We start from the raw sequence: 18,579 nt of genomic DNA on the forward strand, positions 1-18,579 counted from the left end.
GCCTGCCGATGAATTCCCGTTACTCCATCCTCGCCTGCGGCGTCGCCGCCGTGGCGATCGCCGTCGCCTCGCAAGCCCAGGCGCAGGACCGCGACTTCGACATTCCGGCCCAGCCGGCCGTGCGCGCCATCCCCGAACTGGCCCGCCAGGGACAGGTGCAGATCGTGGCCCCGGCCCGCCTGCTGGACGGCGTGCGCACCCCGGCGGTGAAGGGCCGCATGGACGTGCGCGCGGCGCTGTCGCGGCTGATCGCCGGCACCTCGCTGCGCATCGACAGCGACGACGGCCAGGTGATCACCCTGAAGTCGGCCGGCCCGGCCGGGGCGCGGCCCTCGGCGGCGGCCGGCTCGGGCGTGGTGCGCGGCAAGGTGCTCAACACCGCCACGGGCCAGTACGTGCGCAACGCCGAGATCCGCGTCGAAGGCACGACCATCGTGGCCTTCTCGGACGACGGCGGCGACTTTCGCCTGACCGGCGTGCCGGCCGGCGATGCGGCCGTGCTGGCCAAGTACGCGGGCCTGGAGACCGCCCGCACGATCGTCACCGTCGAGTCCGGCCAGACGGCGGCGCTGAACTTCGACCTGACGGCCTACGCCGCCGCCGGCGGCGACGCCGTCGAGGCCGTGACCATCACGGCCGCCCGCGACGGCCAGGCCGCCGCGATCATGGAGCGCCGCGCCTCCACCAACGCCAAGAACGTGGTCGCCGCCGACAACTTCGGCGCCCTGACCATGGGCGACGTGGGCGAGTTCATGAAGAACATGCCGGGCGTGTCGCTGGACTATACCGAGGTCGACGCCACGGCCGTGCGCATCGGCGGCCTGGACCCGAAGTACTCGACCTTCACCACCGACGGCGCGCGCATGGCCACGGCCACGTCGAACAACAATTCGGGCCGTCAGAACTCGTTCGAGCAGATGTCGATCACCGGCATCGACTCCATCGAGCTGAACAACACCCTGCAGGCCAGCATGGACGCCGACAGCCCCGGCGGCTCGATCAACCTGCGCAGCAAGTACGCCTTCCAGCGCAAGAGCCGCCTGCTACGCTTCCAGATCGGCGGCGTGGGCACGTCCGACTCCACCCTGTCGCGGCAGTACCTGCCCGACGACAAGAAGCACATGACGATCTATCCGTCGGCGCAGATCGGCTATGGCGACGTGTTCCTGGACGGTCGCCTCGGCGTGGCGTTCAACGCCAGCTACAACGCCAACTTCGTCCAGCAGGATCGCGTCCAGACCGACTGGTCCTACCTGCCCGACGGCCGGATCCTGCCCTACCAGGTGATGTGGCGTCCGGGGCCGAAGCTGACCAGCCGCAAGGCCGCCAACCTCAGCGTCGACTACAAGATCACCGACAAGCTGGCGCTGAGCCTGCGCAGCACCTACTCGTTCTACGACGTCGAGTACTTCAACCAGTACACCTACCTGATCTTCGGCACGACGACGGTGTCGCGGGCCACGGCCGACTCCACGCCGACCCACATCGTCGTGAACCCCAGCACGACCAACACCCGCCTGCACACCCAGTATTCGCACCGCTACGCCGGCACGCCGGCCTGGGTGTTCGCGCCGAAGCTGGAATATCGCGGCGACACCTTCGAGGCCCTGCTGAAGGCCAACTACTCCAGCTCGCAGTTCAATTTCGAGGACAACGACCAGGGCTTCTTCGTCCGCACCGACAGCTACCTGACCCGCATCGGCTTCACGCTGGATCGCGCGTCGGAGGACAGCAACGCCTGGACGATCAAGCAGACGGCCGGCCGCTCGTGGAGCGACCCGGCCAACTTCAACCGCGACGACGACATCGGCAACAACATCCGCACGTCGCAGTCGAACGCCAACAACCAGATGTACGGCGTCAATCTGGACCTGAAGAAGCAGCTGGCCATCGGCGACGTGCAGGTCAAGCTGCTGGGCGGCGCGGCCTTCCGCACCAACGTCTGGAAGACCAACGAAGGCTCGTACAAGCAATTCCAGTACGTCGGCCCGACGGGCGACCTGACCCAGAAGGCGCCCGAGGCCGTCATCCCGTGGACGCAGAACTACCAGTTCAAGATCCACGGCTTCGACGCCGGCAACATGAACGACCAGGGCTGGCGGGCGGACAACAACTACGCCGTCTATGACATCTACCAGGCCCATCCCGAGTACTTCGTGCCCGACACGGTGGGCAACCTGAAGCGCCAGCTGGATAACAACAAGAAGATCGGCGAGGAGGTCAGCGCCGCCTATGTCGAGGCCCAGCCGCGCCTGGGCAAGGCCCAGTTCGACCTCGGCCTGCGCTACGAGAAGACCAAGACCCAGGCCCGCGTCGCCGACATCCGCTCGGCCAAGGAAGTGACCGCCGCGGGCCTGTCGACCAGCACCGTCGAGGGGCTGATGTACCAGTACCGCAACGGGACCTACACGACCCGCGAGGGCGAGTACGACGACTGGTTCCTGAGCGGCGGCGTCAAGTACGACTTCAACAAGCGGCTGGTGGGCCAGCTGGCCTTCAGCCAGTCGATCCTGCGTCCCGACTACGGCAACCTGGGCGGCGTGGTCGCGGTCGACGACAACAACCTGATCGTCACCGTGCCCAACCCGCTGCTCAGGCCCGAGCACTCGACCAAGTACTACGCCAGCCTGCTGTACTATCTGGAGCCGTCGGGCGTGGTCGGGATCTCGGCCTACCAGCTGGACGTCAAGGACATGCAGGTCACCGGCATCACCGTCGATCCCGAGGACGTCGGCTACAATCCGGGCGACTACGCCGGCTACACCTTCCGCAGCGCCCAGAACCTGCCGGGCACCAGCACCAACAAGGGGATCACGCTGGAGTATGACCAGCAGCTGAACTTCCTGCCGGGCGCGTGGCGGGGCCTTGGTCTGCGGGCCTCGGTCACCAAGATCGATCCCGACGGCGAGCGCGTGAACCTGCCCAAGACCTCGGCCAATTGGGGCCTGCGCTACAGCTACGGCAAGTTCGACCTGCAGCTGACCGGCAACTGGCAGGACTCCTACCGGACCAGCGCGCTCAGCAACACGCCGACCACGGCCAACAACGGCATCCTCTACCGCGCCGAGCGCCAGCTGTGGAACGTCAGCGCCAGCTACAAGATCAACAAGCGCTTCGAGGTCATGCTGGCCGGCCGCAACATCTTCAACGAGCCGGACATCGTCTATTCGAACGTCCGCAGCCGGGTGCAGCAGTACAGCATCTACGGCTCGATGTGGAACGTGGGCCTGAAGGGCGTCTTCTAGGCGCCAAAGGCCCCCGGCGGTCGCGTTTCCCTCCCCTTGGCGCGACCGCCGCCCTTCTTCTTCCGACATTTCCTTCTCAACGCACCGAAGAGGTCGTTCCCGTGGTTCTGCACATCGATCGCCGCAGCCTGGTGCTGGGCGGCCTGGGCGTGGGCGCCCTGACCCTGCCGGCCGGCCGCGCGGCCGCCAGGCAGCTGCTGGGCGCCAGCGGCTTCACCCACAGCGTCGCCAGCGGCGAGCCGGGGGCCGACGCCATGCTGCTGTGGACGCGCTACGTCCCGGCCGGCGACGGCGTGATCACGCTGCAGGCCGAGGTGGCCCTGGACCAGGCGTTCACCAAGGTGGTGTCCGGCGGCGTGGTGCGCACCGGCGCCTATCGCGACTGGACGGCCAAGGTGACGGTCGACGGGCTCAAGCCCGGCACGGTCTACTGGTACCGCTTCGTGGCGCCGGACGGCTCGAAGTCGCCGGTCGGCCGCACCAAGACCCTGCCGGTCGGGCCGGTGTCGCGCTTCGGCCTGGCGGTGTTCTCGTGCTCGAACCTGCCCAACGGCTACTTCAACGCCTATGGCCACGCCGCCGCCCGCCAGGACCTGGACCTGTGGCTGCACACCGGCGACTACATCTACGAGTACGGCGTGGGCTCGACCCGGGACGGCGACTGGGCCGACGGCCGCAAGGAACAGCTGCTGCCCGGCCACGAGATCCTGGCCGTCGCCGACTACCGCCTGCGCTACGCCAGCTATCGCGCCGATCCCGACCTGCAACGCCTGCACCAGATGGCGCCGATGGTGGCCCTGTGGGACGACCACGAGTCGGCCAACGACAGCTGGGAAGGCGGGGCCCAGAACCATCAGCCCGACAAGGAAGGCGACTGGAACGTGCGCCGCGCGGCGGCCATGCAGGTCTATCGCGAGTGGATGCCGGTCTCGGACGAGCCGTGGAAGGCCTATTCGCTCGGCGCCCTGGCGACGCTTTACCGCACGGAATCGCGTCTCCTGGGGCGCACCCGGCCCGCCGACCTCGGCGCGGCGTTCAAGGCCGCCGATCCCGACGCGGCGCTGAAGGCGTTCCGCGACGGGGCCTGGCGTGATCCCTCGGCGACGATGCTGGGCTCGACCCAGGAAAGCTGGCTGGCGCACGAGATGAAGGCGAGCGCCAAGGCCTGGCAGCTGGTCGGCATGGGCACGATCCTTGGCCGCACCGTGATGCCCAGGGACGCCGTCGACTGGCTGCGGCCCGAGGTCAACGACAAGAAGGTCGCCGGCTATCGCAACAACATCCGCGCCGCCCAGGCCGGGGTGCCGATGTGGATGGACCGCTGGGACGGCTATCCCGCCGCCCGCTCGCGCCTGCTGAAGGCCGCCCAGGCGGCCGACGCCGACCTCGTCATGCTGTCGGGCGACAGCCACAACGCCTGGGCCTACGGCCTGGTCGAGGACGGCCGTCCGGTCGGGGTGGAGTTCGCCGGCCAGGCGGTCACCTCCAACGGCATGGAAGGCGACATGGGCGCCGACCCCAGGATCGTGGCCCAGGGCTTCATGGCCGCCAATCCCGAGCTGAAGTGGGCCGACACCAGCCGGCGCGGCTACATGATGATCGAGGTGACGCCCAGGAGCGTGACCGGCGAGTGGCTGTTCCTCAGGACGGTCAAGGCGCGCTCGACGGAGCTGGCCGGCAGCCACCGCATGCGGGTCGATCGCGGGCGGCGGGCTTTCGCCGTCTAGACGGGCGTGCGCAGCATCCGGTCGACCCGGGCGGCCAGGTCCGACACCGCGAAGGGCTTGGTCAGCACCTCCATGCCCGGCTGGATGTGGCCGTGGTTGAGGGCGGCGTTCTCGGCGTAGCCGGTGATGAACATCACCTTCAGCCCGGGCCGCAGGGTCCGGGCGGCGTCGGCGACCTGGCGGCCATTGAGGCCGCCGGGCAGGCCGACGTCGGTGATCAGGAGGTCGAAGCGGGCGTTGGACTGCAGCAGGCGCAGGCCCGCCGGACCGTCGGCGGCCTCGGCGCAGGCGTAGCCCAGCTCCTGCAGCGCATCGACGATCAGCATGCGGACGGTCGGCTCGTCGTCGACCACCAGCACCGTCTCGCCGGCCGCCGCCGGGGCGGGCAGCACGGCATGGACGTCGTCCTGCGGCGCGGCCTCCTCGCCGAAGTGGCGCGGCAGGTAGATGCAGACCATCGTGCCCTGGCCGATCTCGGAATAGATCCGCACGTGGCCGTGCGACTGGCGGGCGAAGCCGTAGACCATGGACAGGCCCAGGCCGGTGCCTTCGCCCATCGGCTTGGTGGTGAAGAACGGGTCGAAGACGCGGTCCTGGATCGACTTGTCCATGCCCACGCCCGTGTCGCTGACGCAGACGGTGACGTACTGGCCCGGCTCCATGCCGCGCTCGTCGGCGGCGCGGCGGTCGAGCCACTTGTTGCCCGTCTCGATGGTGATGCGGCCGCCGTCGGGCATGGCGTCGCGGGCGTTGATGCAGAGGTTGAGGAGGGCGTTCTCCAGCTGGTTGTCGTCGACCAGGGTGGGCCACAGGCCCGCGGCGGCGACGGTCTCGACCTTGATCGACGGACCGACCGTGCGGCGCACCAGCTCGACGAGGTCGGCCATCAGCCGGTTGATGACGATCGGTTTGGGCGACAGGGTCTGGCGGCGCGAGAACGCCAGCAGGCGATGGGTGAGGGCGGCCGCCCGGCGGGCCGCGCCCTGGCCAGCGGCCAGGTACTTCTCGACGTCGCGCGAGCGGCCCTGCGACAGGCGCGTGCCGATCATCTCGAACGAGCCGGAGATGCCCGACAGCAGGTTGTTGAAATCGTGGGCCAGGCCGCCGGTCAGCTGGCCGACGGCCTCCATCTTCTGGGCTTGCCGCAGGGCCTCCTCGGCCTCGCGCAGGCGGTCCTGTTCCTCCAGGCGCTCGGTGACGTCGTAGACGAACTGGTAGGCGCCGGTCTGCGCGCCCATGTCGTCGCGCAGCACCCCGAACCGCATCTCGTAGAAGCGGCGGTAGCGGCCGGGGTCGCCATAGGCCTCGACCTGGACGAACTCCTCGCCGGCCAGGGCCCGCGCCCAGACCGCGCGGACCTGCTCGCGGTTGTCCGGTTGCTCGTCGAGCAGGTCGAGCATGCTGTCGCCCACCCGGGGCGCGACGCCGAACACCCGCTCGAACTCGCCGGCCGCGGCGCTGTTGATGGCCAGCCAGCGGAAGTCCTTGTCGGCGACCTGGATGAAGGCGTTGGCGCCCTCCATGGCGTCGGCCAGCACCCGTCGCTCGGCCAGGGCCGAGGCCACGCGCTGCTCCAGGGTCTCGTTCAGCTGGCGCAAGGCGAGTTCCGCGCGGCGGCGCTCGGTGATGTCCTGGAACAGCACCGCCACCTGCTTGCGCTCGGGGGGCTCGATGCGGAACGACGACAGCGACAGATAGCGGCCGGTGGCCACCAGCTCCTGCTCGAAACGGATCGGCTGGCCGGTGCGCAGGACGTGGCCGTAGCGCGCCACCCAGGCGTCGGCCTCGTCCGGCACCATCTCGCGCAACTTCTGTCCGACGACGTCGGGGATGCCGGCGTGGCGAGCGTAGGCGGCGTTGGCGTCGACGTGGACGTAGTCGCTGTCGGGGCCGTGCGGCCCGTCGAGGAATTCGATGACGCAGAAGCCCTCGTCCATCGAGTCGAACAGGGTGCGGTACTTGCGCTCGCTGTCTGCGCTGGCCTGCAGCGACAGGCGCAGGTCCAACTGGCTCATCACCTGGCGGGCCAGAACCTGCAGCGTCCGTTGCTGCAGGGGCGAGAGGACCTTGGGCGCGGTGTCGAGCACGCACAGCGTGCCGATCGGCAAGCCCTCGGCGGTCTTCAGCAGGGCGCCGGCGTAGAAGCGCAGGTGCGGCTCGCCGGTGACCAGCGGGTTGCAGTCGAAGCGGTGGTCGCGCGTGGCGTCCGCCACGAGCAGGAAATCGTCCTCGAGGATCGCCTTGGCGCAGAACGAGCTTTCCAGCGGCGTCTCGCGCACCCCCAGGCCCACCTCGGCCTTGAAGAACTGGCGATGCTCGTCGATCAGGTTGACGACCGCGATCGGGGTTTCGCAGATCTCGGCCGCCAGCGCGGCGATCTCGTCGAAGGCGGCTTCGCGCGGCGTATCGAGGATGTCGTAACGACGGAGCGCCGCGAGGCGGCGGACCTCGCGTTCCGACGGGTCGGCGGCATGCATGCGAACTTAAGGCCCCCCGACCCAGGCTACGTCGGAATCCCGACGCACGTGCGCGGGTTCAGACGCTTAGACGCATGGCGCGTTCAACGGTTCCACGCAAGCAAGGCCAAGCTTGTGGACGGGAGGCGGTCAGCCCCAGCCTTCCGACACGCCGGCGCGGCGGGCCACGGGGGTGACGGCCGAGAGCTTCTGAGACGGCTGCGGCTGGTCTGCCGGCTTGCCGTAGAGCCAGCCCTGGGCGAAGTCGACGCCGGCCTTGCGGACCACGTCCTCGACCTCGGCGGTCTCGACCATCTCGGCCACGGTGCGGACGTTGAGGTCGCGGCACAGCTCGACCAGGCGGCGGACCATGGCCCCGTCGCGGCTGTTGCCGGCCAGCTCGCGCACGTACCGGCCGTCGATCTTGACGATGTCGAGGGTCAGTTCCTGCAGGTAGGCGAACGAGGCCGCGCCCGCGCCGAAGTCGTCCAGGCAGACCAGCGATCCCATGCCCCGCAGCGCCTGGATGTGACGGTTGGCGCGGGGCAGGTCGTCGATGGCGCTGGTCTCGGTGACCTCGAAGATCAGCCGGCTCCTGGCCGACGGGATCGCGGCCAGCAGGCGGCCGATGTGGTCGACGAAGGTCTCGCTGACGATGGTGCGGCCCGAGACGTTGACGGCCAGGCGCACGTTGCCGGCGCGATCGGAGGCGATCCGCCGCACCGCCTGCTCGGCGATGGCGTGGTCCAGCTCCTCGATGATGTCGAACTCCTCGGCCATGCGGATCAGGGCGAAGGGGCTGGCGCCGTCCTCGAAGCGCACCAGCGCCTCGTGGTGGTGGGCCTGGCCGGTCGAGAGGTCCACGACGGGCTGGTAGGCCAGGGTGAAGCGGCGCTGGCTGACGGCCGCGCCCAGGGCCCCGGCGCGGGCCAGGGTGCGCTTGACCGATCGGTTCATCGCCTCCGACAGCGTCATCGGCGGGGTGTCCTTGAGGCCCTCGCGCAGGAAGTCGTCGAGGGCGTAGCGCAGGGCCCGCAGGCCCCGCGACGAGGTTCCGCCGTCCAGCGGCACCACGTGGGCGCTGGCGTCGAGGGCGGCGATCTTGGTCAGGCGGGCGGCCAGGGCCTCGGGCCGGTCGTCCTTGGCGCGCAGCAGGGCGAAGCGCTCGGGCGAGACCTGGGTGGCCATGGTCCCGGCGTGGGACTCGGCGCGGACGGCGCCGGCGATCTTCATGTCCAGCGCCAGGGCCTCGGGCGGGGCCAGGCCCTCGCGCATGGCCGTCAGGCCGGCGAACTCGACCATGGCCAGTTCCAGCTCGAGCCCCGTGACCCTCGCAGCCTCGAAGAGCCCCTTGGCGATCTCCTCGAAATTCTCGCGCGGACGCAGGCCGGCGACGTCCAGCCCCCCGGCCGGCGCGCGGGCGGCGGTGATCGCCACGGAGGTACGTCCGAAATTGTCGGGGAGGGCGCGCAGAGTGACTCCGACGAAACGTTCCGGCTCGCCGGCGACGCGGACGGTGACCGGACCCCGGCGCTGGCCTTCGTCGAGAGCGTAGAGCGTCGCGTCCATCAGCGGGCGGTCGGCGGCGGTGAACAGGTCGCGCCAGACGCGGCCCATCAGGGAGACTTCGGACTTGCCCATGATCTTCTGCGCCGCGCCCAGGGCGAGGCTGACGCGATCGCCCTCTAGCTCGAGAAGCAGGTCGGCGCTGGCGAAGGCCAGGCCCAGCAGGCGGCGTGGATCGATCGACAAAGGACAGAGCTCCCCCAGAGGGCGCCACCTTGCGCCTCCTTAGCTTAAGGAGCCGTGCATGGGGCGCGGCGAGCGGGGTGCGGCGGCCCGCCGCGGGACGGCTGAGGCGGACTGAAAAGAACATCTTGCGAACATAGAACAAAATGTGTACGTGTTAATCATTCCACAGGCGGTGGGCGTAGCGGCGCCCGAACTTCCGGCCCAGCGGTCGGAATCATGGAATAAGGCGATCATCCAATGACCAGTCAGGCGGCTTTGAAACTCGTGGGCAAGGAAGAAGGCGACAAGGCGCGGGCGCTAGAAGCGGCTCTGGCGCAGATCGATCGGGCCTTCGGCAAGGGCTCGGTGATGAAGCTCGGCGAAAAGGGCAAGGTCGAGATCGAGTCGGTCTCCACCGGTTCGCTGGGCCTGGACATCGCGCTCGGCATCGGCGGCCTGCCCAAGGGGCGGGTGATCGAGGTCTACGGTCCGGAAAGCTCGGGCAAGACGACCCTGGCCCTGCACGTGGTGGCCGAAGTCCAGAAGGCCGGCGGCACCGCCGCCTTCGTCGACGCCGAGCACGCGCTCGATCCGTCCTACGCCCACAAGCTGGGCGTCAATCTCGACAACCTGCTGGTCTCCCAGCCCGACAACGGCGAACAGGCCCTCGAGATCACCGACACCCTGGTGCGCTCCGGCGCCGTGGACATCGTGGTGGTCGACTCCGTGGCGGCCCTGACCCCCAAGGCCGAAATCGAAGGCGAGATGGGCGACAGCCTGCCGGGCCTCCAGGCCCGCCTGATGAGCCAGGCGCTGCGCAAGCTGACCGGCTCGATCAACAAGGCCAACACCATCGTCATCTTCATCAACCAGATCCGTCACAAGATCGGGGTGATGTACGGCAGCCCGGAAACGACCACGGGCGGCAACGCGCTGAAGTTCTACGCCTCGGTGCGCCTCGACATCCGCCGCACCGGCTCGGTCAAGAACCGCGACGAGATCATCGGCAACAACGTCCGCGTGAAGGTGGTCAAGAACAAGGTGGCCCCGCCGTTCCGCGAGGTCGAGTTCGACATCATGTACGGCGAGGGCATCTCCAAGCTGGGCGAGATCATCGACCTGGGCGTCAAGGGCGGCATCATCGACAAGGCCGGCTCCTGGTTCTCCTACAACAGCCAGCGCATCGGCCAGGGCCGCGACAACGTCCGCGAGTTCCTCAAGAACAACAAGGACCTGGCCAACGAGATCGAGACGGCCGTGCGTCGCGCCTCGCAGAAGATCGAGGAAGAGCTCCTGGTCGGCGGTCCCGAGGACGGCGACGAGGAATAGACCTTCGAGACAGGGATTCGGCGCGCGCCTGCGCCGAACTTCGCGGCCGCCGCCCGCCGAGGGCGACCCCGCCTTATAGCCCGCGGCGGAACGACACCGCCGTCGACGGCCGCGATCCCCGGACGCCTGGACCCCATGCCAGGCGTCCGATTTCGTTTCTGCTTAGCTGTCGGGCAGGCGGCGTGACGGAGGGGCGGACGCGGCGACGCGGCCAGCCTCGGAGCGCCGCCCAAGATCCTCCCCCTCTGGGGGAGGTGGCGCGAAGCGCCGGAGGGGGGCCGTTCTCAGCTTCCGCCGAGCCTGCCGATCGGGCCCGTCAGCAGACTGAGGAGGGCGCTCCGCCAGCGGCGAGACCCCCGCCTCACTCTCCCATCCTGAATCGCTCCCGCTGCAGGCAGCGCGGCTGGCCGTCGATCACCACGACCCGGGCCGCGGCGGGAGGCGCCCAGTAGGCCCTGGCCGCCGAGGTCTCCACGGCCACCACGCCGGGGCCGGTGAAGTCGCAGACCTGGGCGTCATGCCGGCCGTCCTCCAGGCGATAGACGTGACTGGCGCACTGCATGTGGCCGACGTGGCGCGACAGCCGGACCGCCTGGAAGGTCGCGCCGAGCGGCGGCCGAGACGAGGCGGCGAAGGCCCGGGCGTCGGCGGTGGGGCAGGGAACGCCGTCGAGGCTCCAGCGGATAGCTTCCTCGGCGCGCTTCTCGATCTCGAACTGGTGCTCGGCCCGGTACCAGAAGCTGGCCAGCGGCGAGACGATGGCGGCCGCGACCAGCAACCGCATCGGCCAGGGCGGCGGGCGTCGCCCCTCGACCCGCACCTCTCCGGCCTGGCGGGGTGGACGACGTCGCGGCGCCGGACCAAGTTCCCGTTCGAACATCCGTGTTCCCCCGCCCGTCTTCTGGCCTATAGCCCGGCGCCGCCGTGTCTCGCCAGCGACGGCGGCCCCGAAACCCGGCCATCTTCCGAGGTTGGATTTCCACAAAGCTTGAAACCGCGCTATGCAGCGCCGACCTCCGGCAGCCACCGGACCTTTCGAGATTCCCGAGACGACGATGCCTAGCCTCAACGAGATCCGCAGCACCTTCCTCGACTACTTCGGCAAGGCCGACCACGCCGTCACGCCGTCGGCGCCGCTGGTGCCGCAGAACGATCCGACCCTGCTGTTCGTCAATGCGGGCATGGTGCCGTTCAAGAACGTGTTCACCGGCGCCGAGACGCCCGCCTATCCGCGCGCGGCCAGCTCGCAGAAGTGCGTCCGCGCCGGCGGCAAGCATAACGACCTGGACAACGTCGGCTACACCGCCCGCCACCACACCTTCTTCGAGATGCTGGGCAACTTCTCGTTCGGCGACTACTTCAAGGAACAGGCGATCACCCACGCCTGGACCCTGCTGACCAAGGAATTCGCTCTTCCCAAGGACAAGCTGCTGGTCACGGTGTACCACACCGACGACGAGGCGGCCGATCTGTGGAAGAAGATCGCCGGCCTGTCGGACGACAAGATCATCCGCATCCCGACCAGCGACAACTTCTGGTCCATGGGCGACACCGGTCCCTGCGGCCCGTGCTCCGAGATCTTCTACGACCACGGCGAAGGCATCTTCGGTGGCCCTCCGGGCAGCCCCGATGAAGACGGCGACCGCTTCATCGAGATCTGGAACCTGGTGTTCATGCAGTTCGAGCAGATGGCCGGCGGCGAGCGCGTGGCGCTGCCCAAGCCGTCGATCGACACCGGCATGGGCCTGGAGCGCGTCGCGGCCGTGCTGCAGGGCGTGCACGACAACTACGACATCGACCTGTTCAAGGCGCTGATCGCCGCTTCGGTCGAACTGACCGGCGTGAAGGCCGAGGGCGACCAGGCCCCGTCGCACCGCGTCATCGCCGACCACCTGCGCTCGTCGTCGTTCCTGCTGGCCGACGGCGTGACCCCGTCGAACGAAGGCCGCGGCTACGTGCTGCGCCGGATCATGCGCCGGGCCATGCGCCACGCCTATCTGCTGGGCGCCAACGAGCCCCTGATGCACCGCCTGGCGCCGACCCTGGTGGCCCAGATGGGCCAGGCCTATCCGGAACTGCGCCGCGCCGAGGCCTCGATCGTCGAGACCCTGCGCCAGGAGGAAGAGCGCTTCCGCACCACGCTGGGCCGCGGCATGGGCCTGCTCGACGAGGCCACCGCCAACCTCTCGACCGGCGACGTGCTGGACGGCGAGACCGCCTTCAAGCTCTACGACACCTACGGCTTCCCGCTCGACCTGACCCAGGACGCCGTGCGGGCCAAGGGCCTGACCGTCGACACCGACGGCTTCGACGCGGCCATGCAGAAGCAGCGTGAGATGGCGCGCGCCAACTGGGCCGGTTCGGGCCAGCAGGGCGCGGCGGCCGCCTGGTTCTCGATCAAGGAAAAGGCCGGCGCCACCGACTTCGTCGGCTACGAGACCACCGAGACGACGGGCGTGGTCAAGGCCATCGTCGTCGACGGCGCCGAGGTCGAGGCCGCCTCGGCCGGCCAGACCGTCGACGTGCTGCTCGACCGCACCAGCTTCTACGCCGAGAGCGGCGGCCAGGCCGGCGACACCGGCGTGATCGAGGCCAATGGCGCCGAGAGCCGCGTGCTCGACACCCAGAAGCAGGCCGGCGAACTGCACGTTCACCGCGTCGAGCTGGCCGGTCCGCTGAAGGTCGGCGACCAGGTCGTGGCCTCGGTCGACGCCGAGCGCCGCCACACCACCCGTTCCAACCACTCCGCCGCCCACCTGGTGCACGCGGCCCTGCACCATGTGCTTGGCCCGCACGTCGCCCAGAAGGGCCAGATGGTCGACGGCGAGCGCATGCGCTTCGACTTCAGCCACGGCGGTCCGCTGACCGCCGACGAGATCGAGCGCATCGAGGCCGAGGTCAATGCGGTCATCCGCCAGAACGTCGCCGCCCAGACCAAGGAAATGGCCCCGCAGGAAGCCATCGAAGCCGGCGCCGTGGCGCTGTTCGGCGAGAAGTACGGCGACAGCGTGCGCGTGCTGACCCTGGGCGACAGCCTGACCGAGGCCGGCAAGGCCTATTCGGTCGAGCTGTGCGGCGGCACCCACGTGGCCCGCACCGGCGACATCGCGCTGTTCAAGATCGTCTCCGAACAGGGCGTGGCCGCCGGCGTGCGCCGCATTGAGGCCCTGACCGGCGAGGCGGCCCGCCGCTTCCTGCTCGACCAGGCCGGCGTCGCCAAGGCCCTGGCCGACCAGTTCAAGACCCCGGTCGCCGAGGTCCTGGCCCGCGTCGACGCCCTGGTGGCCGAGCGCAAGAAGCTGGAGAAGGAACTGGCCGAGGCCAAGAAGCAGCTGGCCCTGGGCGGCGGCGGCGCGGCCTCGGGTCCGGAAGACGTCAATGGCGTGGCCCTGATCGCCCGCGTCCTCGACGGCGTCGGCGGCAAGGAGCTGCGCGGCGTGGCCGAGGAGTTCAAGAAGCAACTGGCTTCGGGCGTGGTCGCCCTGGTTGGTACGACCGACGGCAAGGCCGCCGTCACCGTGGCCGTCACCGCCGACCTGGTCGGCAAGTTCAGCGCCGCCGACCTCGCCAAGGCCGCCGTGATCGCCATGGGCGGCCAGGGCGCGGGCGGCAAGCCCGACTTCGCCCAGGGCGGCGCGCCCGACGCGACCAAGGCCGACGACGGCCTGGCCGCCATCAAGGCCGTGCTGGCCGGTTGATCCGAACGAGGAGCCGGGGCGGCGTCGCCGCTCCGGCTCGTCTTCGTCGGGTTGAACTGATCGAGGCCGTAGGCCAGGGTTGGCTCCGCCAACCGACGGAGCTCCCATGATCGGCCTGTTTTTCGCCGCGATCCTCGCCACGCAGGCGCCCGCCGGACCGTCGCCCGACGCCGCCGATGCCGAGGGTCAGGCCCAGGGCCAGGCGGCGTTGGAGGGCATGGCCAAGATCTTCACGACGCTCGGCTCTTGCGAGCGTCATTTCACGCCGGCGCAGGTGCAGGGCGTCAAGCGCGGCTTCCAGCCCGCGGCCGGGCAGGCTCCGACGCCGCTGCAAGCCTACATCGCCGCCGCCTACGAACGCGGCAAGGCCGACGCCTCGCTGTCGGCGCCGGCCTGCCAGGAGATCATGCGCGTCCTGGCCGAACAGAAGAAGCGCTAGCCCCGCCGACCTAAGGCTCCAGCTGCGCCTGCCCCTTGCCCAGTTCCAGCCAGTCGGTGAAGGGCCGGTGGTAGTAGAGGTCGAACACTTCGGCCTGCAGCTTGAAGGGCAGGCTGCTCTCGCTGTTCCACAGCATGACGACGCCGGTCTTCTTCTCGGGATCGAACATCATGGTGGCGCGATAGCCGTCGACGGCGCCGCTGTGTCCGGCCAGGCGATGGCCCTGATAGCCGAAGCTGCGCATGGCCAGGCCGTAGCCCGGCTTCTCCAGCGTGCGGCCCAGCGGCGAGTTGCCGTAGGGCTTGCCGGTGTTGACGCGCGGGCGCTGGATCTCTTCCAGCACGCCGGCCGGCAGCACGGCCGGCGCCAGGCCCATCTGGGCCTGCATCCAGCGCGCCAGGTCGACGATGTTGGAGTTCACGCCGGCGGCGGCGGGGGTCAGGTAGTAGGCCTCGGCCAGGGTCAGGCGACGGCCGTAGCGCGACGGACGCGCCCAGTGCCTGGCGTCGCTCAGCTCGCCCATGCCGATGGTCGCGCTGCCCATGCCCAGCGGCAGGAACAGGCGCTGGCGCACCTCTTCGGCGTAGGGGCGATGGGTGGTGGTCTCGACGACCTCGCGGATCGTGTCGAAGGCGACGTTCTGGTAGGTGTGGCACGTGGCCGGCGGGCACTGCGGCGGCACGTCGCCCAGGGCCTGGCGGATCATCTTGGGGGCGCGGCCGCCCTCCAGCCAGCCGTCATAGGCGTTGCGCGGCAGGCCGGTGCGCTGCGACAGCAGCTGCTCGATGGTCAGGGTTTCCTGGGCCCCCGCCGGCAGGCGCAGGCTGGTGTGGAACTTGCCCAGCGGATCGGCCAGCGCGAACGCGCCGTCCTGGGCCAGGCGCGCGCTCAGCGAGCCGGCCACGGTCTTGGACAGCGACGCCCAGCGAAACACCGTGTCGGGGCCCACGGCCTCGCCTTCGTCGGGGGCGGTCACGCCGTAGCCCTTGACGAACGACAGCCGGCCGCCCTCGACCACGGCCACGGCCAGACCGGTCATCGAGCGGTCTTGCATCATCGCCTGGATGCGGGCGTCCAGCGCGCGGTAGTCGATCTCGCCGCGCCAGTCCTGCGGTTTCAGCGGCAGGACGACGGGCGTGGCCGCCGCGGCGATCGCCTTGTCGTCGGCCGCGCGCGGCTCGCGGGTGCAGCGGGCGACGCCGAACACCACGCCGCCCAGGGCCACGACGCCGACGGCCGCCGCCACGGCGATCCGCCGGCCGCTCCACCGGCGACGACGGAAGGTGAACTGCGAGGTCTTGAGGAACTTGGTCAGGCTGGCCGTCCGTAGGTGAAGCTAAGCGGCGTCGGCGACGCCGGCAGCCCCCCGGCGACGCGTCCGCGACACATGAACACGATGAGGTCTCCTACCGGTTTGACCGGCGCCGACAACCCCATTTGCGCCGCCGATCCGGGATTGTCGCCCCGCCGCCGCGCGAGCGCCTTGCCTGGCGCCACCGGGGCGATAACATCGCCGCATGAAACGTCTCGCCGCCGTCGCCGCCGTCGTCACCCTGGTGCTCGCACCCGCGGCTGCGTGGGAAGCGAACGCGCAGATTCACGAGCGGATCTATCCGGCGCCGAAGACGCCGTTGAGCCTCTCCGGCCTGCCGCCGGCCGCCGCGCTGATCACGGTCGTGACCGCTGACGGCCTGACCTTGCAAGGGGTGGAGGCCGCGCCGCGCGACGGCAAGCCGACCTTCCTGATCTTCCATGGCAACGGATCCAGCGCCGCGAACTCGGCGGCCTGGCTGGCGCCCCTGATCGCCGAGGGGTACGGCGTCGTGGCGGCCGAGTATCGCGAGTACAGCGGCAATCCCGGCCGGGCCAGCGAGAAGGGCTTGGCGGCCGACGCCGACGCCTTCTTCGACCGGGCCAAGCAAGTCGCCGGCGCCGGGCCCCTGATCGTCGTCGGCCACAGCCTGGGCGGGGGCGTCGCCTTCGGCCTGGCGAGCCGGCGCAAGCTGGACGGCCTGGTCACCATCGGGACCTTCACGCGACTGTCGGCCATGGCCCCGGCCATCGCCCGCCCGCTGCTGACCGACCGCTACGACAACAAGGGGGCGATCGCGTCCTTGGACGAGCCGCTGTTCCTGATCCACGGCGACGCCGATCCGGTGGTTCCCTACGCGCATGGCGAGGCGCTGCGGGCCGAAGCGGTCGCCGCTCGCCGCGAAGGCGCGCTATTCACGGTCCGAGGCGCCGGCCACGGGCCTGGGGCGACCACGCTGGCGATGGTGCTGAAGGCGATCGTCCTCAGGATCGAAGGCGGCAAGTCCACCCCGGCCGTTCTGCCGGCCAGCGTGGTGCCCGCGCCGTTCTAGCGGCCCCGTCACGTCACCAGCACCAGTTCCCCGCCGGGGGTGAACACGTACTCGTAGTAGAACCACAGGTCGGTGGGGCTGCTCGCCTCGATCTTGAAGGCGGTGATCAGACGCTGGCCGTCGGTCTTCAGGTAGATGGCGCCATAGACGTCGACATTGGTCTTCGACAGCTTGGCCAGGTCGGCCTTTATGGTCTCGGCCAGGGCCGGGGAGGGCGCCGCCGCCAGCTGGGCCACGGCCTTGCCGACCTTGTCGATCAGCGCCTGGTCGGCCTTCTCGCGGGTGGAGCGCTGCAGCTCGGTCGACAGCAGCACCGGCGAGGCCCCGCGACCGGCGCGGCCGAGGCGCCCCAGCAGGTCGGGTCGGGGGTGGACGTGGCCTTCCTCGTCGCCCGAGGAGATAATGAAGCAGGCCGGATTGACCGCCTCCAGGAAGGCGTCGGTGACCTTCGCCGCGCCGTGGTGGCAGACCTTCATGACGTCGGACCGGAAGCGCTGGGCGACCTTGCCCACCATCAGCCGGTAGTCGGCGCTGCCGGCGGCGGGAAAGGCCGGCAGACCGGCGTAGCGGGTCAGGAGGTAGCGCTCGGCCGGTTCGTTGAGGTCGCCGCCGAAGAATACGGTGAACCGGTCGTAGGCCAGGCGCAGCAGGATCGAATGGCCGTTCTTGGTCTCTCCGTACGAGCCGCCGATGCGGCGCAGGCGGGCCTTGCCGGCCGCGTCGCGTTCGACCGCCGGACCCAGCACCTCGATCGTATAGCCGCGCGCGTCGGACGGGGCGTAGCCGGGCATGTAGCTTCGGCCGTTCTCGATCTGGCCGTGCTCGGTCGACAGCATGCCGATCTCGCCGACCTTGGGATTGTCCAGCGCGGCCTGCATCATGCTGGGATAGCCGTACTTGGCGTTGGCCTTGCGGTCGGGGATCTGAGCGCGGACCTCGGCCTCGGTCTGCGCCAGCTCGGTCTGGTAGGTAAGCTTGTCGACCGGGTCCTTCACGAAGGCGCCGAGCTTGGCCCAGGTGCCTGACACCGCCCGCTCGACCAGGCCGTTGTGCCAGATGCGCCTGAAGCCGATCTTGGGATTGGCGAAGATGGCCGAGAAGCCTCGGTAGTGGTCGCTGTCGGGATGGGTGATCACCGCGGAGTCGAACGAAAAGCCGCGATAGGCCTTGAAGCGGCCGTTCAGGAACCGCTCCATGTTGTCGCCCTCGCCGGCGTCGACGACGATCACGCCCTCCTTGTCGCCGGTCTCGGGGGTGATCAGCACCGCCCCGTCGCCCTGGCCGACGTCGAGGAAGACGATCTCCAGCGGCCGTGTCGCCACCGTGTCGGCCTTGGGCACGTAGAGAATCTGGGGATTGGAGTTGGGCGACCACTTGATGCGCAGCCAGCCGTCCGGCTCCTCGCCGTCCAGGCTAAGCCAGTCGCCCCACAGCACCTGCCTTACCTTGGTCTTTCGATCGGCGGCGTAGAGAAAGATCTTCCGTCCGTCGTCGCCCAGCCCGGCATAGACGTGAGCCATCTCGCCCCCCTTCCTGTTTTTCAACCCATGAGGGCAATATAGCGCAGTTGCGCGTGAAGTTCACGACGATC

11 protein-coding genes and 1 pseudogene are annotated in these 18,579 nt (G+C 69.6%); 6 read left to right on the top strand and 6 right to left on the bottom strand.

Features of this window, described 5'->3' with window-relative positions; translation table 11 throughout:
* Nucleotides 1-8 precede the first annotated feature (8 nt).
* A complete protein-coding gene (locus tag C1707_RS11320; protein ID WP_101711445.1) occupies nt 9-3,245 on the top strand; it encodes an outer membrane beta-barrel protein in 3,237 nt (1,078 codons plus the stop codon).
* Nucleotides 3,246-3,346: 101 nt separating this feature from the next.
* Nucleotides 3,347-4,972, top strand: coding sequence for an alkaline phosphatase D family protein (locus C1707_RS11325; RefSeq protein WP_101711444.1), 1,626 nt, complete (start codon nt 3,347-3,349; stop codon nt 4,970-4,972).
* Here the strand turns inward: C1707_RS11325 and C1707_RS11330 are convergent.
* The 3 genes and pseudogenes from C1707_RS11330 to C1707_RS11335 form a co-directional block, all read right to left on the bottom strand.
* Nucleotides 4,969-6,990, bottom strand: coding sequence for a PAS domain-containing protein (locus C1707_RS11330; protein WP_420808277.1), 2,022 nt, complete (start codon nt 6,988-6,990; stop codon nt 4,969-4,971). The genes C1707_RS11325 and C1707_RS11330 overlap by 4 nt on opposite strands.
* A pseudogene (locus C1707_RS26715) lies at nt 6,991-7,449 on the bottom strand (GAF domain-containing protein); the annotation flags it as partial.
* Between the two features lie 129 nt (nt 7,450-7,578).
* Nucleotides 7,579-9,180, bottom strand: coding sequence for an EAL domain-containing protein (locus tag C1707_RS11335; protein ID WP_101711442.1), 1,602 nt, complete (start codon nt 9,178-9,180; stop codon nt 7,579-7,581).
* A 237-nt stretch (nt 9,181-9,417) separates the two neighbouring features.
* On the opposite strand from C1707_RS11335, the gene recA reads away from it, so the two are divergent.
* Nucleotides 9,418-10,488 (top strand): recombinase RecA, encoded by a 1,071-nt coding sequence (recA, locus tag C1707_RS11340; RefSeq protein ID WP_101711441.1) that lies wholly within the window; start codon nt 9,418-9,420, stop codon nt 10,486-10,488.
* A gap of 361 nt (nt 10,489-10,849) precedes the next feature.
* On the opposite strand, the gene C1707_RS11345 is transcribed toward recA, so the two are convergent.
* Nucleotides 10,850-11,368 (bottom strand): hypothetical protein, encoded by a 519-nt coding sequence (locus tag C1707_RS11345; RefSeq protein ID WP_145998294.1) that lies wholly within the window; start codon nt 11,366-11,368, stop codon nt 10,850-10,852.
* Between the two features lie 175 nt (nt 11,369-11,543).
* Between C1707_RS11345 and alaS the strand changes: the two genes are divergently transcribed.
* The gene (gene alaS / locus C1707_RS11350) at nt 11,544-14,186 is read left to right on the top strand and encodes an alanine--tRNA ligase (RefSeq protein WP_101711439.1); all 2,643 of its coding nucleotides are present in this window, start codon (nt 11,544-11,546) and stop codon (nt 14,184-14,186) included.
* 106 nt (nt 14,187-14,292) lie between these two features.
* Nucleotides 14,293-14,625 carry a hypothetical protein gene (locus tag C1707_RS11355; protein ID WP_101711438.1) on the top strand — a complete coding sequence of 111 codons (333 nt, stop codon included), beginning with the start codon at nt 14,293-14,295 and terminating at the stop codon, nt 14,623-14,625.
* Nucleotides 14,626-14,635: 10 nt separating this feature from the next.
* On the opposite strand, the gene C1707_RS11360 is transcribed toward C1707_RS11355, so the two are convergent.
* A complete protein-coding gene (locus C1707_RS11360) occupies nt 14,636-15,871 on the bottom strand; it encodes a serine hydrolase domain-containing protein (RefSeq protein WP_338032108.1) in 1,236 nt (411 codons plus the stop codon).
* Between the two features lie 271 nt (nt 15,872-16,142).
* On the opposite strand from C1707_RS11360, the gene C1707_RS11365 reads away from it, so the two are divergent.
* On the top strand, nt 16,143-16,988 hold the full coding sequence (locus tag C1707_RS11365; RefSeq protein WP_101711436.1) for an alpha/beta hydrolase: 846 nt from the start codon (nt 16,143-16,145) through the stop codon (nt 16,986-16,988).
* 8 nt (nt 16,989-16,996) lie between these two features.
* Here the strand turns inward: C1707_RS11365 and C1707_RS11370 are convergent, their stop codons facing one another.
* Nucleotides 16,997-18,508, bottom strand: a complete 1,512-nt coding sequence (locus C1707_RS11370) for a ComEC/Rec2 family competence protein (protein ID WP_101711435.1) — start codon at nt 18,506-18,508, stop codon at nt 16,997-16,999.
* Nucleotides 18,509-18,579 lie beyond the last annotated feature (71 nt).

The sequence above is a fragment of the Caulobacter flavus genome, from assembly GCF_003722335.1.
Classification (GTDB): Bacteria; Pseudomonadota; Alphaproteobacteria; order Caulobacterales; family Caulobacteraceae; genus Caulobacter; species Caulobacter flavus.